This is a genomic window from Cellulomonas sp. GTC20042 (assembly GCF_055389595.1).
In genome coordinates this window covers 2,091,351-2,105,371 of the sequence record NZ_AP043678.1, presented here as the reverse complement: position 1 = coordinate 2,105,371, position 14,021 = coordinate 2,091,351, and the positions used below count along the sequence as shown (strand labels likewise).

Annotated in this window: 20 protein-coding genes; 10 read left to right on the top strand and 10 right to left on the bottom strand. The window is 73.6% G+C overall.

The window, feature by feature from the left end:
* Positions 1 to 123: 123 nt before the first annotated feature.
* Together ACZ5HG_RS09765 and ACZ5HG_RS09760 are read right to left on the bottom strand one after the other, a co-directional pair.
* Positions 124 to 879, bottom strand: a complete 756-nt coding sequence (locus ACZ5HG_RS09765; RefSeq protein WP_464175627.1) for a hypothetical protein — start codon at positions 877 to 879, stop codon at positions 124 to 126.
* Between the two features lies 1 nt (position 880).
* A complete protein-coding gene (locus tag ACZ5HG_RS09760; protein WP_464175625.1) occupies positions 881 to 1,804 on the bottom strand; it encodes an ABC transporter ATP-binding protein in 924 nt (307 codons plus the stop codon).
* 76 nt (positions 1,805 to 1,880) lie between these two features.
* Between ACZ5HG_RS09760 and ACZ5HG_RS09755 the strand changes: the two genes are divergently transcribed.
* The 3 genes from ACZ5HG_RS09755 (at position 1,881) to ACZ5HG_RS09745 (ending at position 3,564) form a co-directional block, all read left to right on the top strand.
* Positions 1,881 to 2,534 (top strand): TetR/AcrR family transcriptional regulator, encoded by a 654-nt coding sequence (locus ACZ5HG_RS09755; protein ID WP_464175623.1) that lies wholly within the window; start codon positions 1,881 to 1,883, stop codon positions 2,532 to 2,534.
* Entirely contained in the window at positions 2,531 to 3,049 is a 519-nt protein-coding gene (locus tag ACZ5HG_RS09750) for a hypothetical protein (protein WP_464175621.1), read from the top strand. Before ACZ5HG_RS09755 ends, ACZ5HG_RS09750 begins: the two co-directional genes overlap by 4 nt.
* Before the next feature lie 380 nt (positions 3,050 to 3,429).
* Positions 3,430 to 3,564 carry a hypothetical protein gene (locus ACZ5HG_RS09745; protein WP_464175619.1) on the top strand — a complete coding sequence of 45 codons (135 nt, stop codon included), beginning with the start codon at positions 3,430 to 3,432 and terminating at the stop codon, positions 3,562 to 3,564.
* Between the two features lie 138 nt (positions 3,565 to 3,702).
* On the opposite strand, the gene ACZ5HG_RS09740 is transcribed toward ACZ5HG_RS09745, so the two are convergent.
* Positions 3,703 to 4,161 (bottom strand): MarR family winged helix-turn-helix transcriptional regulator, encoded by a 459-nt coding sequence (locus tag ACZ5HG_RS09740; RefSeq protein ID WP_464175617.1) that lies wholly within the window; start codon positions 4,159 to 4,161, stop codon positions 3,703 to 3,705.
* Between the two features lie 62 nt (positions 4,162 to 4,223).
* Between ACZ5HG_RS09740 and ACZ5HG_RS09735 the strand changes: the two genes are divergently transcribed.
* On the top strand, positions 4,224 to 4,601 hold the full coding sequence (locus tag ACZ5HG_RS09735; RefSeq protein ID WP_464175615.1) for a VOC family protein: 378 nt from the start codon (positions 4,224 to 4,226) through the stop codon (positions 4,599 to 4,601).
* 25 nt (positions 4,602 to 4,626) lie between these two features.
* Here the strand turns inward: ACZ5HG_RS09735 and ACZ5HG_RS09730 are convergent, their stop codons facing one another.
* The gene (locus ACZ5HG_RS09730; protein WP_464175613.1) at positions 4,627 to 4,800 is read right to left on the bottom strand and encodes a hypothetical protein; all 174 of its coding nucleotides are present in this window, start codon (positions 4,798 to 4,800) and stop codon (positions 4,627 to 4,629) included.
* Positions 4,801 to 4,901: 101 nt separating this feature from the next.
* Between ACZ5HG_RS09730 and ACZ5HG_RS09725 the strand changes: the two genes are divergently transcribed.
* A complete protein-coding gene (locus ACZ5HG_RS09725) occupies positions 4,902 to 5,390 on the top strand; it encodes a hypothetical protein (RefSeq protein WP_464175611.1) in 489 nt (162 codons plus the stop codon).
* Positions 5,391 to 5,394: 4 nt separating this feature from the next.
* Positions 5,395 to 6,003, top strand: coding sequence for a dihydrofolate reductase family protein (locus ACZ5HG_RS09720; RefSeq protein ID WP_464175609.1), 609 nt, complete (start codon positions 5,395 to 5,397; stop codon positions 6,001 to 6,003).
* A gap of 7 nt (positions 6,004 to 6,010) precedes the next feature.
* Here ACZ5HG_RS09720 and ACZ5HG_RS09715 read toward each other — a convergent pair whose 3' ends face one another.
* Complete coding sequence (locus tag ACZ5HG_RS09715) at positions 6,011 to 6,463, bottom strand: hypothetical protein (RefSeq protein ID WP_464175607.1); 453 nt, start codon at positions 6,461 to 6,463, stop codon at positions 6,011 to 6,013.
* Between the two features lie 78 nt (positions 6,464 to 6,541).
* Positions 6,542 to 7,297 (bottom strand): SDR family oxidoreductase, encoded by a 756-nt coding sequence (locus ACZ5HG_RS09710; RefSeq protein WP_464175604.1) that lies wholly within the window; start codon positions 7,295 to 7,297, stop codon positions 6,542 to 6,544.
* A 100-nt stretch (positions 7,298 to 7,397) separates the two neighbouring features.
* Between ACZ5HG_RS09710 and ACZ5HG_RS09705 the strand changes: the two genes are divergently transcribed.
* Both ACZ5HG_RS09705 and ACZ5HG_RS09700 read left to right on the top strand, forming a co-directional pair.
* The gene (locus tag ACZ5HG_RS09705; protein ID WP_464175602.1) at positions 7,398 to 8,246 is read left to right on the top strand and encodes a helix-turn-helix transcriptional regulator; all 849 of its coding nucleotides are present in this window, start codon (positions 7,398 to 7,400) and stop codon (positions 8,244 to 8,246) included.
* Positions 8,247 to 8,294: 48 nt separating this feature from the next.
* Positions 8,295 to 9,701, top strand: coding sequence for an MFS transporter (locus tag ACZ5HG_RS09700; RefSeq protein ID WP_464175600.1), 1,407 nt, complete (start codon positions 8,295 to 8,297; stop codon positions 9,699 to 9,701).
* A 59-nt stretch (positions 9,702 to 9,760) separates the two neighbouring features.
* On the opposite strand, the gene ACZ5HG_RS09695 is transcribed toward ACZ5HG_RS09700, so the two are convergent.
* From ACZ5HG_RS09695 to ACZ5HG_RS09680, 4 genes are all read right to left on the bottom strand, one after another.
* Entirely contained in the window at positions 9,761 to 10,141 is a 381-nt protein-coding gene (locus ACZ5HG_RS09695) for a hypothetical protein (RefSeq protein WP_464175598.1), read from the bottom strand.
* Positions 10,142 to 10,154: 13 nt separating this feature from the next.
* Positions 10,155 to 10,688, bottom strand: coding sequence for a pyridoxamine 5'-phosphate oxidase family protein (locus tag ACZ5HG_RS09690; protein WP_464175596.1), 534 nt, complete (start codon positions 10,686 to 10,688; stop codon positions 10,155 to 10,157).
* 82 nt (positions 10,689 to 10,770) lie between these two features.
* On the bottom strand, positions 10,771 to 11,775 hold the full coding sequence (locus ACZ5HG_RS09685; protein WP_464175594.1) for a serine hydrolase domain-containing protein: 1,005 nt from the start codon (positions 11,773 to 11,775) through the stop codon (positions 10,771 to 10,773).
* A 43-nt stretch (positions 11,776 to 11,818) separates the two neighbouring features.
* Complete coding sequence (locus tag ACZ5HG_RS09680) at positions 11,819 to 12,697, bottom strand: hypothetical protein (protein WP_464175592.1); 879 nt, start codon at positions 12,695 to 12,697, stop codon at positions 11,819 to 11,821.
* Positions 12,698 to 12,816: 119 nt separating this feature from the next.
* Here ACZ5HG_RS09680 and ACZ5HG_RS09675 point away from each other — a divergent pair, with 119 nt between their 5' ends.
* Both ACZ5HG_RS09675 and ACZ5HG_RS09670 read left to right on the top strand, forming a co-directional pair.
* Positions 12,817 to 13,176 (top strand): PadR family transcriptional regulator, encoded by a 360-nt coding sequence (locus ACZ5HG_RS09675; protein WP_464175590.1) that lies wholly within the window; start codon positions 12,817 to 12,819, stop codon positions 13,174 to 13,176.
* Positions 13,173 to 13,913 carry a hypothetical protein gene (locus ACZ5HG_RS09670; RefSeq protein ID WP_464175588.1) on the top strand — a complete coding sequence of 247 codons (741 nt, stop codon included), beginning with the start codon at positions 13,173 to 13,175 and terminating at the stop codon, positions 13,911 to 13,913. Before ACZ5HG_RS09675 ends, ACZ5HG_RS09670 begins: the two co-directional genes overlap by 4 nt.
* Positions 13,914 to 14,021 lie beyond the last annotated feature (108 nt).

Genomic DNA, 14,021 nt, shown 5'->3' with positions numbered 1-14,021 from the left:
GGAGCGGGGGAGCGGGACCGCGGTGATCGTGAGGGTGGACGCGAGGGTAGTGCCAGACGGCCTGTGGTTGGCGATCGCACCGCACTCGGAGGGGCCCGACACACGGGATCGACACCTCGAGTGTCATGCGTCTCGGGTCCTGAGCGTGAGGTGAGCGGCGAGTGTCGTCCAGAGGGTGAACACCGCCATCACGGCGAGCCCGGCCGTCGGGGTCAGAGGACCGGTGCTGGAGGTCATGTAGGAGGCCTGCCCGGCGGTGGTGGGCCAGTAGGTCCTCGCGAGGTCCCCGACGGCTCCGGGTAGCCCGGGTGCGAGAGCGGGGACGAGCAGCGCCACGGTGACCACGACGGCCAGCGCGCCCGAGGAGGAGCGGGTGATGGCCCCGAGCCCCACGCCGAGGATGGCGGTGAGCACCAGGTACCCGGTCGCGCACAGGATCGCCCGGACGGTGTGGGCGTCGGCCAGATCGGCCGTCGGCAGTCCGGCGGCGGCCAGGGCCGCTTGGCTCGCGCCGAAGCTGCACGCCACGGTGAGCACGGCGGTTCCGAGGGCGATGAGGGCGGTGACGGCGAGTTTCGTGGTGAGCAGGAGGAGGCGACGGGGTGCGATCGTCAGGCTGGTGATGATCTGACCGGTGGCGTACTCGCCGGTGAACGTCTGGGTGCCGAGTGTGGCGATGAGGATCTGCCCGACGAGGATGCCCTTGAAGCTGGTCCCGGTCGGGTCGAAGTCGACTGGCAGGTCGGCCTGCCAGTCGGTCAGGAGACCGCTGATGCCCAGCAGGCTGACCACGGCGGTGACCAGGACGGTTCCGGCCGCCAGGATCCACGTGGTGCGGATGCTGCGGGCCTTGATCCACTCCGAGGCGAGAAGGTCCATGTCAGGCGGCTCTCTTCTGGGTCGAGGTCATGGAGAGGAAGACGTCCTCGAGGGAGTCCCGGACCGCGCTCAGCTCGGACATTTCGATAGCGGCGGAGGCGGCGACGCGACCGACGTGGTCCGTCGTGGCATCAGGGACATCCAGCCCGTCCGTGCTCGCTGCGTCGGGTGTCGCTTGCACGCCGGCGCGGCCGAGCGCCTCGAGGAGCCCGCGTCGGTCGGGTGTGCGGGCCCGGACGTGCTCGGTGGTGTGGTCGGCGATGAAGGCGGCCAGGGGCTGGTCGGCGAGAAGCTGCCCGTGGTGGATGACGACGAGGTGATCCGCCGTCAGCTCCATCTCACCCATGAGGTGGCTGGAGAACAGCACCGTGCGTCCCTCGGCGGCCAAGTCGCGCATGAGCGAGCGCGCCCATCGGATGCCCTCAGGGTCGAGGCCGTTGAGGGGCTCGTCGAAGATCACGACGGCCGGGTCGCCGATCAGCGCGGTGGCGATCCCCAGTCGTTGCTTCATCCCCAGGGAGAAGTCGCCAGCTGGCCGGCTCCCGGCGCCGTCCAGTCCGACGAGTTCCAAGGTCTGAGGCACCCGGTTCCTCGGCATGCCTCCGGCACGGGCCACCGCTGCGAGGTGGTCCGCGGCCGTGCGGCGCGGGTGCACCGCCCGCGCGTCGAGCATCGCGCCGACCACGCGCATCGGGTGCGGTGTCTCCGCGAGCCGCAGCCCACCGACAGTTGCAGCACCGCTGGTCGGTTTGTCCAGGCCCAGGAACATCCGCAGCGTCGTGGACTTACCCGCACCGTTCGGGCCGAGGAAGCCGGTCACGACCCCCGGTCCGACCGCGAACGACAAGCCGTCCACAGCAGTGAGGTGCCTGTATCGCTTGACCAGGGAGTGTGCCTGCAGAGACACCGGGTTCGTCGAGTTCACATCGGCACACTACACCGTGTGGTGTAGTGCTACACCGTACGGTGTAGTGTCATTCTCAGGAGACTCAGGAGGAGAGATGACGACGGTGAGCGACAGGCCCGTGCGCGAGGGGCAGGCGCACAAGCGCGCGGCGATCTTGACCGCAGCGCGAGACCTGTTCGTGCAGCCGGGTGTCGAGCGCACGAGCATGGACGCGGTCGCCGCGCATGCCGGGGTGTCGAAGCGGACGGTCTACGACTACTACGGAGACAAGCGGCGTCTCCTCCTGGGTGTCGTCGAGGACGCGGGACAGAAGGCGTTGGCCACCCTGCGGGCGCTGGTCGAGCAGCACCTGGACGACCCGGGCATCACGCGCGTCGATGAGCTCGAGCAGGCCTTCACCGACCTCGCGGCGGACCTCGGCCGATCTCTGCTGCTGTCGTCGGGCTACATCGCCGCGGTCAGGCTCATCAACGAGAACGAGTCGCTGCTGCCTGAGCTGGACGACCACCCGCTCGACGCAGCCCACGCACAGGTCCTCGCCGAGCGGGTCGGTCACTACGCCCGCACGGGCCTGCTCGACACCGAGGAACCGGGGCTGGCCGCCGCACACTTCCACGCCATGACCGTGCTGCGTGTGCTGAACGAGCCCTCGCGCCGTCGCGCCGAGGCCGCGCACGTCCAGCAGATCATGACCGACGGCGCGCACGCGTTCATGCGGGCCTACGGCGCGCGAGGCGCAGGCGTGTGACCAGCGCGCCGACGGCAACCGGCGCCGACGTTCGTACACACCGAGCAGCCGCGCTCAAGGAGCGCATCTACGTAGCGTTCACAGCTCTGGCCGTCATCATCACCGTGCGGATCCATGACGCGCACCCGACGACCGGCGGGGCGCTCGGGACCCTCGCCGTCGCCGTCGCCTCAACCGTCTTCGCCGTCTACGTCGCTGACCTCCTCAGCCACATGGTCGTGCACGCGCACCTGCCGGCACGCCGTGAGCATCGGCGCATGGCCTCGAGCACCCTGGGTGCCGGCGCGGTGGCTGCACCGCCCCTCGGGTGCATCGCTCTGTCGTGGACCGGCGTGTACAAAACAGCGACGGGTCTGCTGGCCGCGATGGCAACAACAGTTGCGACCCTGACGGTTATCGGCGTCTTGGCCGTCCGCAAGCTCGAGATGCCTCGTCGCTACCGCATCCTCGCCCTCACGGCCGAGGCGGTGATCGCAGTCGTGGTGCTCGCCCTGGGGCTGCTTGCCCACCGGTAGCAGCGCGGATCGCAGCTGCCCGCGCTGCTCCGCACGAGGACCGTCAGGGTGCGGGAAGCGACGGCGCCGCTGGAGTGCTACATCACGACGCACCCCTCGACCTCTACGGGCACCTCTGCGTATCAAGTCTGGTCGTGCTCTGACCGGTGGCATCGCATAGTGCAGGGGCCTTCCGGTCGGCAGGCCGGAGATCTGCAGCACCTGCCGAGGGATGCTGCCGAGCAGTGGCACGAGGCCGTCAGCAGTGAGAACGCCACACTCGACAGCTGACACCCACCCCGTGCGCGCGGCGACCGCGGTCCTGCTGGACCGCGGTCGCCCAGTCCCGGACGTGGGGAACCAACCACCCCACCGAATACCCGCCTTGGCCGGCGCGCCCCGTGTCCACCCCGCCGGAGCTGCCCGGGCACCCGTCGGGCGAGCTCACGTTCACCACCGCGCTCATCGCCGTGATCGCCTGGACCGGCGCCACGCTGCTGCTGACGTGCGCCGTGGTCCGCCGCCGGGACGTCTGACGAGCTCGTCTGGCCAGCATCCCGTGCCCAGGCTCGGGAGCAGAATTGCAGGTCAGGGCGATACGCAGACTAACGGATGACATAACATCCATTATCGGCTCACGCTGGATCTGCCGCAGGAGCCACTGAGCGGGGCCCTCAGGCCGTCCCGCCACCGTCCCGCAGCGCTGCCACCATGCTCCGCAGCAGCCGGAACGCCTCCGTCTGCTCGTCACCGCTGAGCCCGCCGAGCATCGCGACCTCGACGGACCGCACCGCGACGGTGGCCTGCGCCAGCGTCTCGCGCCCGTGCGGGGTCAGCCGCGCCGGCAGCACCTTGCCGACGGCCTCGTCGGCGGAGCGCGTGACGTGGCCGGCGCGCTCCAGGGTCTGCAGGACGACGTTCATGGACTGGCGGGTGACGAAGGTGCCGCGTGCCAGGTCGGACGCCGACAGGCCGGGTCGCTGCGCCAGCAGCTCGAGGCACGAGTAGTGCGTCACCGTCAGGCCGAGCGGTCGCAGCGCGTCCTCCATGGCGGCGCGCAGCGCGCTGGACGCCTCCTTGAGCAGGTACCCCACCGACGTCTCGAGGTCCACCCCGGCTCCGTCTTGACTCATGTCAACATCCTGACATAGCGTCGAGTATGTCAGTAATACTGACACGATCGAAGGAGCACGACATGCCCGTCACCGGACCCGACTTCCTCTCGCTCCAGGTGAGCGACCTCGACGCCTCGCAGGCGTTCTACGAGCACTACCTCGGCCTCGTCCGCTCCCCCGCGGGCCCGCCGCACGCCGTCGTCTTCACCACGACGCCGATCGCCTTCGCCCTGCGCGACGTGCTGCCCGGCACCGATCTCTCGACGGTCCCCCAGCCCGGGATCGGCACCGCGATCTGGCTGCACGCGACCGGCGTGCAGGAGATCCACGACGCGCTGGTCGCCGACGGCCGCACGATCGTGCAGGAGCCGATCGACGGGCCCTTCGGGCGGACGTTCACCTTCGCCGACCCGGACGGCTACCTGATCACGCTGCACGACCGCGCCGACCGCGGCTGAGCGGACCGAGCAGCACGGAGCCGCCTCACCGTCGCGGCGGCTCCCCCGACCCGGTGGCAACAGCCGCCCGGCGGGCCGCGAGCACCTGGCTCACCAGGACGAGCACCATCGCGGTGACGGTCCACCAGTTGCCCAGGACGGCCGAGGCCACGCCGATCACCACGGCGAGGACCGTGAGCGCCAGTCGGGTTCCACGCATGCCGCCAGGGTGGCACACGGACCGGCGGCGTCGCAGGCCGTCGGCGATCCGGTCGTCGAAGCCCCCACCCGCGGCCCGCTCCCCCGGCTACCGTGCCTGGCATGTCGCAGCCCGAGGCAGCACACCGTCCGGAGCCGCGGGCCACCCCCGTGCGCACCGCACTGGTCGCGCTCGCCCCGGTGCTCGTCTCGGGGCCGGCCCTCGCGGTGATGCTGCTCGTCGGCCGTGCGCTGGACGCCGCCGACGAGCCGGCGCCGTCCGGGGTGATCGACCTCGGCCCGCTGGTGAGCACCCTCGTGATCGGCGGCGGCGCCGGGGCGCTGGTGTGGCTGATCGGGCTCGGGGTGGTCGTCGGCGCGCTGTTCCCGGCAGGCCGTCGCGTCGGGGTGTGGTGGCTGCTGGTCGGCGTCGGCGGGGCCGCGATGCTCGTGGGTGCACGGCTGGTGCCCGTGGTGCTGCCGGTGTCGATGGTCGGCGGGGGGTGGCTGGCGCAGCAGGTGGCGCTGGTCGCGGTCGCCCTGTCCGCCGATCGCCGGGCCCGGCGCGGAGACGATCGCCCGCGCGCCGCGGCCCCGGACGTGCTTCGCTGACCTCGTGCGACTGGTCACCACCACGCAGGTCAGCCTGGACGGCGTCATGCAGGGCCTCGGCGGCGCCACGGAGGACACCCGCGGCGGCTTCGCCCGGGGCGGCTGGTCGCTGCCGCTGGGCGATCCGGAGGTCGGCGCCCGGATCGTGGCTGCGTACGGCGGGGCGCGGGCGTTCCTGTTCGGCCGGTGGACCTACGACCTGTTCGCCGGCTACTGGCCGACCGTGCCGGACGCCGACCGGGACCCGATCGCCGCCCCGCTGAACAGCCGGCCGAAGTACCTGGTGTCGAGCACCGTGACCGCGGGGCGCTGGTCCCCCACCACCGTGCTCACCGGCGACGTCGCCGCCGCGATCCGGGCGCTGAAGGACGACGGCGACGACGGGGTGCTGCTGGTGCCGGGCAGCGGGACGCTGGTGCGCTGGCTGCTCGCGCACGACCTGGTGGACGAGGTCGAGCTGCTGGTCTACCCGGTGGTGATCGGTCAGGGCACCCGCCTGTTCCCCGCCGACGGCCCGGACCTCGCGCTGGACCTGGTGCAGTCGCAGACGACCTCCGGCGGCACGCTGATCGCCAGGTACCGTCCCGCGGGCCGACCGACCTACGCGGAGTGACGAGCGATCACCCGCCGAGGCAGTCCCCCGACCCGGTGTAGCAGGGGTGGTAGTCCGCGGCGGGCTCCTCGACGGCGGGCTCCTGCGGGGTCCACCGCCCCTGCGGCACCGCGAACACCACCGCGGCGACCAGCGCGACGCCGACCAGCACGACCCCGGTGACGACCATCCGCACGTGATCGGCGAGGAACGCGACCACGGTGGTCACCGCGAGCACGCCGAGGCACAGCGCGACGGTGATCACGTGGCGGCGCTCGTCGGCCGGCGTCGGGTCGGGCAGCTCGCCGAGCAGCACGAAGTAGACGTCCCACCAGATCGAGACCAGCCGGAGGATCAGCACCACCCCGGCGACGATCCCGACGGTCTCGATCCACCGGGCCACCCGTGGCGGGATCCGCCCCTCGTCAGGACGCGCAGGTCGGGCGGGACGCGGTGCGCCGGTGAGATCGGTCTCGGCCATCGCTCCCCCTCCGCGCGGGTCGGTCGCGCCGAGTGTGGCACGGCCGACCCGCGCCGGGGGCCGGTTCGGCGACCGCGCTCAGTGCCGCTCGCTCGCGTTGAGCGTGGCCACCACCTGCGGGTAGTCGCCGCGGATCTCGGCGTCGCGGAGGAAACGCACCCGGTCGACCAGGATCTCGGTGGCGTCCGGCTGCGCCATGCGCTTGACGGTCTCGGTGACGAAGTCGTCCAGCGGCATGGCGACCGGGTCGTCGCGGTGCCCGGGCATCAGGTCGGTGGCCACCGACGGCGGCACGATCTCCAGCACCTGCACCCCGGCGTCGGACAGCTGGAGCCGGATCGACTCGCTGAGCAGGTGGATCGCGGCCTTGGTGGCGTTGTAGGTCGGCGTCGCGGCGAGCGGCACGTGCGCCAGCCCGGACGAGACGGTGACGATCGCGGCCTCGGGGCGGGTGCGCAGGTGCTCGACGAAGGCGGCGATCAGCCGGATCGGCCCGAGCAGGTTGGTGGTGACGACCTGCTCGGCGGAGGCGAGGAAGCCCTCGGGGCGGGTCCAGTCCTCGGCCTGCATGATGCCGGCCATCGGGATCAGCACGTCGACCCCGGGGTGATCGGCGATCACCCGCGCGCTCACCTCGGCGATGCTCGCGGGGTCGGCGGTGTCGATGCGGTAGGCGTGCAGGCCGGGGTGCGCGGCGGTGATCTCGTCGAGCAGGGCGGTGCGACGCCCGCCGATGATCACGACGTTGCCCTGGGCATGGAGGGCGAGCGCGAGGGCCAGGCCGATGCCGCTGGTCGCGCCGGGGATGAAGACGGTGTGTCCGGAGATTCGCATGGATCGAGCGTGCGCCGACGCCGCGGGGCGGACCAGAGAGCGGTTGTCGGGGGATCGCCGATCCCTGGTTGCGCCCGCGACCTCGACCGATACTGCTCGGGTGGATCGTGATGCGTTGGCCGACTTCCTGCTCCGGCACCGGGAGGCGCTGCGCCCTGCCGACGTGGGGCTGAGCCCGGGGGCCCGTCGGCGTGCGCCGGGGCTGCGCCGCGAGGAGGTGGCCCAGCTCGCGGTGATGTCCACCGACTACTACACCCGCCTGGAGCAGCGGCGCGGGCCGCAGCCGAGCACGCAGATGCTCGGCTCGCTGGCTCGGGCGCTGCGGCTGTCCCCCGAGGAGCGCGACTACCTGTTCCGGGTGGCCGGGCACAGCGCCCCGGACCGCACGACCACCACGGACTACGTCGCCCCGGCGCTGCTGCGCGTGCTGGACCGGCTGACCGACACCCCGGCGCTGATCCTCGACTCGCTGGGCCGCACGCTGGTGCAGAACGACCCCGCCCGCGCGCTGTTCGGCGACGTCAACGACCTGGTCGGCTGGGAGCGCAGCGCGATCTACCGCTGGTTCGTGCACCCGACCACCGAGCGGTGGCGCTACCCCGAGGAGGACCGCGACCGGCAGTCCCGCGCGCAGGTCGCCTCGCTGCGCGCCGCGCACGGATCGATGGGCTCGCGCTCGCCGGCGGGCGACCTGGTGCGCGAGCTGTCCACGCGCAGCGAGGAGTTCGTCGCGCTGTGGGCGGAGCACCAGGTGGGTCGCCGCTTCGAGGACCACAAGACGCTGATCCACCCGGAGATCGGGCCGATCGAGGTGGACTGCCAGGCGCTGTTCACCGAGGACGAGCAGCAGGCGCTGCTGGTGCTGACCGCTCCCCCGCGCTCGGAGGCGGAGAGCCGGCTGCGGCTGCTCGCCGTGCTGGGGACGCAGCAGCTCGTCGACGGGCCCTGACCGCCGGACCTCGCGCACCGGCCCCGACCGCTCGCTAGCGTGCGGGGCATGACCGATCGCATGCGCGTCCCGCTGCGGTCGGTGCTCCGTGGTCCGCGCGGTGCGCTGCTCGGTGCCTACCTGCTCACCGAGTTCGCCGCGGGCGTCGACGGGCTGAGCTACGCGGCGGTGCTGCCGGTGGCTGCGGTCGACCTGGACGGGATGGCCCTGTACGCGCCCGCGCTGACGGCGACCGGCGTGGTGAGCGTGGCGTTCATGGCGGTGGGCGCGGCGCTGTACGGGCGGGTCGGGCCGCGGGTGCAGCTCGGGATCGCGACGGCGGTGTGGCTGGCCGGTGCCGCGGCGACGGCGCTGGCGCCGGCGATGGCGTTCGTGGTCGCCGGCATGGCGCTGCGCGGGGCCGGTGCGGGCCTGATGGCGGGGGCCGGGATGGCCGTGATCAGCGGGCTCTACCCGGACCCGAGGGAACGGGAGCGCGCGCTCGGCCTCTACGCGCTGATGTGGGTGGTGCCCTCGCTGGCGGGGCCCGCGGTCAACGGGGTGCTGCTCGCGACCGTGGGCTGGCGGGTGTCGCTGGCGTGGCCCGCGGTGCTGCTGCTCGTCGGCCGGGCGCTGGTGGCACGGAACCTGCGGATCGTCCCGTGGCAGCGCGACGCCTCCCCGGCGCGGGTGCGTGGTGCCGGGGCGTTCCTGGCCGTGGCGGCCGGGCTGGTGCTCGTGCAGGTCGGCGTGGTCGCGGGATCGGCGGTGGGAGTGCTCGGCGCGGTGCTGGCCGCCGGTGCGCTGCTCGCCGGGCCGTTCCGTCGCGCCCTGCGCCGCACCGTCCCGAACGCCCCGCGGGCACGGTCCGGCGGCTGGGTGCTGCTGCTGGTCTGCGCCAGCTACTTCGGCGTGGTCGCCCTGGTCCCGTTGCTGGCAGCCCGCTACGTCGACCCCGCCGGCGTGGTCGGCACGGTGCTGGTGTCGATCGGGCCGCTCACCTGGGCGCTGCTCTCCGGCTCCGGGATCACGGCGCGGCTCTCCGCCCGGGACGGGTACCGGCTCGCGGCGGTCGCGTTCCCGACGGCCGCCGGCGCGGTGGCGGCGTGGGCGCTGACCGGCCCGGACCGGCCCGGCGCCTCGGGGACGATCGCGGTGCTCGTGCTCGGCGGCGCCTCGGTGCTGATCGGCGCCGCCATGGGCACGGTCTACCCCAAGGTCATGGTGCTGACTTTCGAGGGGTTCCTCGAGGAGGAGGGCACCACCCGCGCGCACGGCGGTGCGGTGCTGTCGCTCGGCGAGGACGTCGGCACCGTCGTCGGCGCCACGCTGCTCACCGGGGTGGCCGCCCGGGCGGTCGGCACCGGGGCCGAGACGGTGGCGGGGATCGCGGCCGGGGCGACGGTGCTGCTCGCCGTCGTCTGGGTCCTCGCCGGGCGCGCTCTGCTGTGGCGGGAGGTCGCCCCGGGCCGGTGAGCGTGGCCGATGTCGTCCTCTCGACCCGTTCCGTCCGGCGGGGTGCCGGCGCTCCGAGATCAGGCGTCCGCGTCGGGGCGGCCGTCCTCACCCGTCACCGCAGCCAGCGCGGCGATCGATCGCAGCAGCTCCACCTCCGCGAGCAGCGACTGCCGGCCCGCCGGGGTGATCCGCGCCCAGGTGCGCTGCCGACGCCCGTCGTAACCGTCCCTCCCCCAGCCCGCACCGGAGACCTGCCGCTGCACGGCCATCACCAGCCAGACGATCACGAAGGTCACGGTCGGCGCCACGACCTCGACCGGCCAGACGCGCGGCCCGTAGCCCTGGTGGAGCCCGGTGAGCACCGCCAGCGCGACGGTCACGGCGATCAACGGCACCGACCGGGCGTGCCGTGCCGCCCGCTCGCGCTCCTGCACCCGCAGCACCACGTCGTCGTCCATGGCACTTGCTCTGTCAGGCAGAGTGAACGGCGTCCAGGGGTCGCCACGTCTGACGCGGCGCGTAGCCCGATCGGCGCAGCCAGTGCTCGGTGTAGAGGATCCGGTCCGGGGTGATCACCGTGATCGGGTCGGTCGGCGGATCGTCCAGCGACCGACTCCGCTCGACGTGGTCCGACTGCCAGCGGAACGCCTCCCAGTACGCCTCCGCCGCCGGGTCGTCGCGCTCCAGCGTGCGCGCGGTGCCGAAGACCTGCGCGCCCCGGCTGCTCGCCAGGCCGACCAGCGGGGCGACGATCCCGACGGACACCCGCGGGTCACGGCGCAGGTTGCGCGACTTCAGCGAGGCGTTCCACGACGTGTAGACGATCTCGAAGCCGAGGCTGGTGTAGCGCACCGGCGTGGCGACCGGGGACCCGTCGGCGCTCACGGTGGCGATCACGGCGGTGCTCTGCGCGGAGAGCAGGTGCAGGATCCGGTCCTCGAGCTGCTCGCGCGGCAGCGTCGCCGTGGGGGCGGGCCCGACGAGCCAGGGGTTGGTCAACGGCATGGCACCGATCGTGCCAGCGCGGGCGGGGCGGGCGGGGGCGATCGAGGGTCGCGGGTCGCGGATCGCCTGCTGCGCCGCGGCGTCAGGCGTCGCGGAGCGCGCGGAGCACCGGCCAGGCGCCGTCCGAGCTGTTCGAGAGCACCGAGACCGTGACGTCGGTCGCCGGGTCGACCCAGCTGCGCCCGGAGACACCGGCGTCGTAGCCCTCCAGCACGATCGTCGCGTCGTCGAGCCCGAGCCAGAAGCCCCGGCCGTAGCGCATGCCCTCGTCCTCGACCACGTGCCGCGGCTCGACCATCGTGGCCAGGGTCGCGGCGGACACGATGCGGTGCCCGAGCAGCGCCCGCCAGAACGCGGCCAGGTCGCCCGCGGTCGCCGCCGCTCCCCCGTCGCCGGAACCCCGCACCGGCAGGTGCAGCACGTTGGTGCGGGGACCGGTGGCGTCGAGGTAGCCGGTGGCGAGGTCGGCGGCCGGCTCGTCGCCGCGCGGGAAGCCGGTGGCGGTCATGCCGGCCGGGGCGAACACCCGCTCGGCCACCAGCTCCGCGAACGGTCGACCGGCCACGCGCTGCGCCACCAGCGCCAGCAGCACGAAGCCGCCGTTGTTGTAGGCGAAGACGGCGCCGGGCTCGGTCACCTGCGGGTGCCCGTCCAGCACCGGCAGGAACGCCTCGCTGTCGTCCAGCACGTGCGGCGGCAGGGTGAGCACGTGGTCGGTGATGTCGCCCGTCGCGGACTCGTCCAGGTAGTCGCCGATCCCCGAGGTGTGGCCGATGAGGTGCTCGATCGTCACGCGGTCGTCCACCAGCGGCAGGTCCGTGCCGAGCACGTCGCGCACCGGGGTCGTCCAGCGCAGCCGCCCCTCCTCCACCAGGCTCGCCACGGCGAGGGCGGTGAAACCCTTGGAGATGCTGGCCAGGCCGAAGCGGTGCTCGGGCGTGCACGGCACGCCGTGGGCGCGGTCGGCGAGGCCGTAGCCCTGCGCGTGCAGCACCTCGCCCCCGCGCGCGACGTGCACCACGCCGCTGAACCCGCTGGTCAGGGCGCTGTCGTGCAGGCGGGGGCCGAGGGTCTGCGGATCGGTCATGGCCACGACGGTAGGCCGGGCGGGTGGGCGCGGGCGACCTGATTCAGCGATCCGGCGGCGGATCGCCGGGCAGCCCGCTCCACTCCCACGGGGTGATCAGCCCCCAGACCACCACGCCGACCACGGTGCCGTCCGCCGCGTGCCCGACCAGCACCGGGTACCAGCCGTCGCCGCCGCCGATCGTCGTCACCACCGCGTCCGTCGCGTCGCCGCCCTGTCGCTGCGCGCACACGCCGTCGTCGTCGAAGATCGCCGGGCTCATCTGCATCGTGGCCGCGTCCAGGTCGGTCGGGGCGAGGAGCGCGCCCGCGGCGATCAGCGCGGCGTCGCCGCCGTCGGTGACCATCCCCCCGTGCTCCTCCCAGCGCACCGCCGGCCCTCCCGGCAGCTGTGCCGCCAGGAACGCGACCCGCCGCCCGGAGTAGGCGCTGTCCAGCACCGCCACCGAGATCGCGGCCGTCACCGGCCCGTCCGCGACCGACACCACCTCCGACCCGCCGCCGATCAGCGCCTCCCCGCCGTTGCCGACGGCGAGCCGTCCGTCCGGGAGGTGCAGGTCGCCGGCGTCCTCGACCAGCAGCGGCCCGTCGAAGGGGATGCCGCCGTATGACGGGTCGTTTGGGCCGCTCTCCTCCGGGAGCGTCGGCAGCGCGACCAGGTCGGACCGTCCCGGCGCCGGCGCCTCGCGCGGGCAGGGCGTGAAGGTGACGTCCTCCGTCGGCGGCGGGGTCACGCCGGGGATCTGCGGGGGCGTCCACGTCTCGTCGGCGGGTCGTGGTGGCAGCGTCGGGCCGGCGGGGCCGTCGGAGAGCACGGCGCAGCCGGTCAGCGCGAGGCAGCCGGTCAGCAGGATCGCCCCGAGCACCGGGGTCGCGCGGCGCACCGGGGTCGCGTGGCGCGCGGGGCGGCGGCTGGCAGGCATGCCGGTGACGCTACCGACCGGCGGTCCGCTCGCGGGGCGGATCCCTCGATCGGCCCCGTCGATCGACCCGGAGCTGGCGCTAGATAGACAGCCGATCTAGATAGCCGTACTGTCGAGCCATGGAGGAGACGACCTGGCCCGCGGAGTGGCTGCGCGGCGTGCTCGAGGTCTGCGTGCTGCACGTGATCGGGCGCGGCCCGACCTATGGGTACGCCATCGCGCAGGATCTCGAGGCGATGGGTCTGGGCACCGTGAAGGGCGGCACGCTCTACCCGCTGCTCACCCGGTGCGAGCAGGCCGGGCTGGTCGAGGTCGAGTGGCGTCCGGGCGACAGCGGCCCCGGGCGGAAGTACTACCGGCTCACGGCGGCCGGACGGGCGGAGCGTGACCGGCGGGCGACCGGCTGGCTGGCGTTCTCCGACCGGGTGCGGGCGGCGATCGTCGGCGCGGACGGCGGTCACGACGAGGAGGACCGATGAGCAAGGACCTGTCGATCGAGCAGGCGCTGGCGCCGCACGTGGACCCGGCCTGGGCGGAGGGCCTGCTGCTGGAGCTGCGGATGCTCGACGTGCCCGGCCCCAGGATCGGCGCGGTGCTCGCCGAGGTCGAGGCGCACGTCGTGGACAGCGGCGAGACCGCCGAGGAGGCATTCGGGGACCCCGCGCGCTACGCCCGGTCGCTCGGCCTCGCCCCCGGTACGCCCAGCAGCCGCTCGGCAGCGGTGGCGACCGTGCTCCCCGTCGCGGTCCAGGTGGCGGGCATGTCCCTGACGATCGGTGGGGCGTTCGCGCTCGCCGCGGGCACCGAGTTCTCCGTGACCGGCGGCGGCCTGGCGTCGGCGCTGCTGCTCACGGGCGCGCTGCTCACGCTGGCGCTGGCACCCACCGTGGTGATGCGCCTGCTGCTGCGCTCGGCGGCGGTCGCCTTCGGGGTCGTCTTCGCGACGTTCGTGATGGTGACGCTCCCCGGGGCGCTCTTCCGCGGGGCCCTGCTGACGCTGCCTCCCGTCCCGGTGCTGCTGCTCGGGGCCGTCCTGCTGCTCGGGGCGACCGGGGTGGCGCTGCGGTCGGCGCTCCGGGAGGAGCCCGATCTCGTCACCTCGCCGGTTCCGGGCACCCGCGCGCCCGGTGGACCGAGGCGGGTGCTGACCGTCCTGCCGCACCTCATGGTCCCGGCGGCGACCCTGCTGCTGGTGGGGGTGGCACTCCTGTCCTGAGGTGGGCGACGCTCGCCTGACGAGCTGGGCGGCGCTCGCTTGACGGGACGGGCGGCGCTCGCGTCGTGATGCGGGCCGATCGCTGCGCACCCAGCCGCCCGGTGCCAC

Excerpts from the sequence above, each read along its gene's own strand:
- ACZ5HG_RS09680 (WP_464175592.1), bottom strand. The coding sequence starts at position 12,697 with ATGCCTGCCAGCCGCCGCCCCGCGCGCCACGCGACCCCGGTGCGCCGC.
- ACZ5HG_RS09735 (WP_464175615.1), top strand. The coding sequence starts at position 4,224 with ATGCCCGTCACCGGACCCGACTTCCTCTCGCTCCAGGTGAGCGACCTC.
- ACZ5HG_RS09715 (WP_464175607.1), bottom strand. The coding sequence starts at position 6,463 with ATGGCCGAGACCGATCTCACCGGCGCACCGCGTCCCGCCCGACCTGCG.
- ACZ5HG_RS09725 (WP_464175611.1), top strand. The coding sequence starts at position 4,902 with ATGTCGCAGCCCGAGGCAGCACACCGTCCGGAGCCGCGGGCCACCCCC.
- ACZ5HG_RS09740 (WP_464175617.1), bottom strand. The coding sequence starts at position 4,161 with ATGAGTCAAGACGGAGCCGGGGTGGACCTCGAGACGTCGGTGGGGTAC.
- ACZ5HG_RS09730 (WP_464175613.1), bottom strand. The coding sequence starts at position 4,800 with ATGCGTGGAACCCGACTGGCGCTCACGGTCCTCGCCGTGGTGATCGGC.
- ACZ5HG_RS09690 (WP_464175596.1), bottom strand. The coding sequence starts at position 10,688 with ATGCCGTTGACCAACCCCTGGCTCGTCGGGCCCGCCCCCACGGCGACG.
- ACZ5HG_RS09755 (WP_464175623.1), top strand. The coding sequence starts at position 1,881 with ATGACGACGGTGAGCGACAGGCCCGTGCGCGAGGGGCAGGCGCACAAG.
- ACZ5HG_RS09670 (WP_464175588.1), top strand. The coding sequence starts at position 13,173 with ATGAGCAAGGACCTGTCGATCGAGCAGGCGCTGGCGCCGCACGTGGAC.
- ACZ5HG_RS09700 (WP_464175600.1), top strand. The coding sequence starts at position 8,295 with ATGACCGATCGCATGCGCGTCCCGCTGCGGTCGGTGCTCCGTGGTCCG.
- ACZ5HG_RS09685 (WP_464175594.1), bottom strand. The coding sequence starts at position 11,775 with ATGACCGATCCGCAGACCCTCGGCCCCCGCCTGCACGACAGCGCCCTG.
- ACZ5HG_RS09675 (WP_464175590.1), top strand. The coding sequence starts at position 12,817 with ATGGAGGAGACGACCTGGCCCGCGGAGTGGCTGCGCGGCGTGCTCGAG.
- ACZ5HG_RS09765 (WP_464175627.1), bottom strand. The coding sequence starts at position 879 with ATGGACCTTCTCGCCTCGGAGTGGATCAAGGCCCGCAGCATCCGCACC.
- ACZ5HG_RS09710 (WP_464175604.1), bottom strand. The coding sequence starts at position 7,297 with ATGCGAATCTCCGGACACACCGTCTTCATCCCCGGCGCGACCAGCGGC.
- ACZ5HG_RS09695 (WP_464175598.1), bottom strand. The coding sequence starts at position 10,141 with ATGGACGACGACGTGGTGCTGCGGGTGCAGGAGCGCGAGCGGGCGGCA.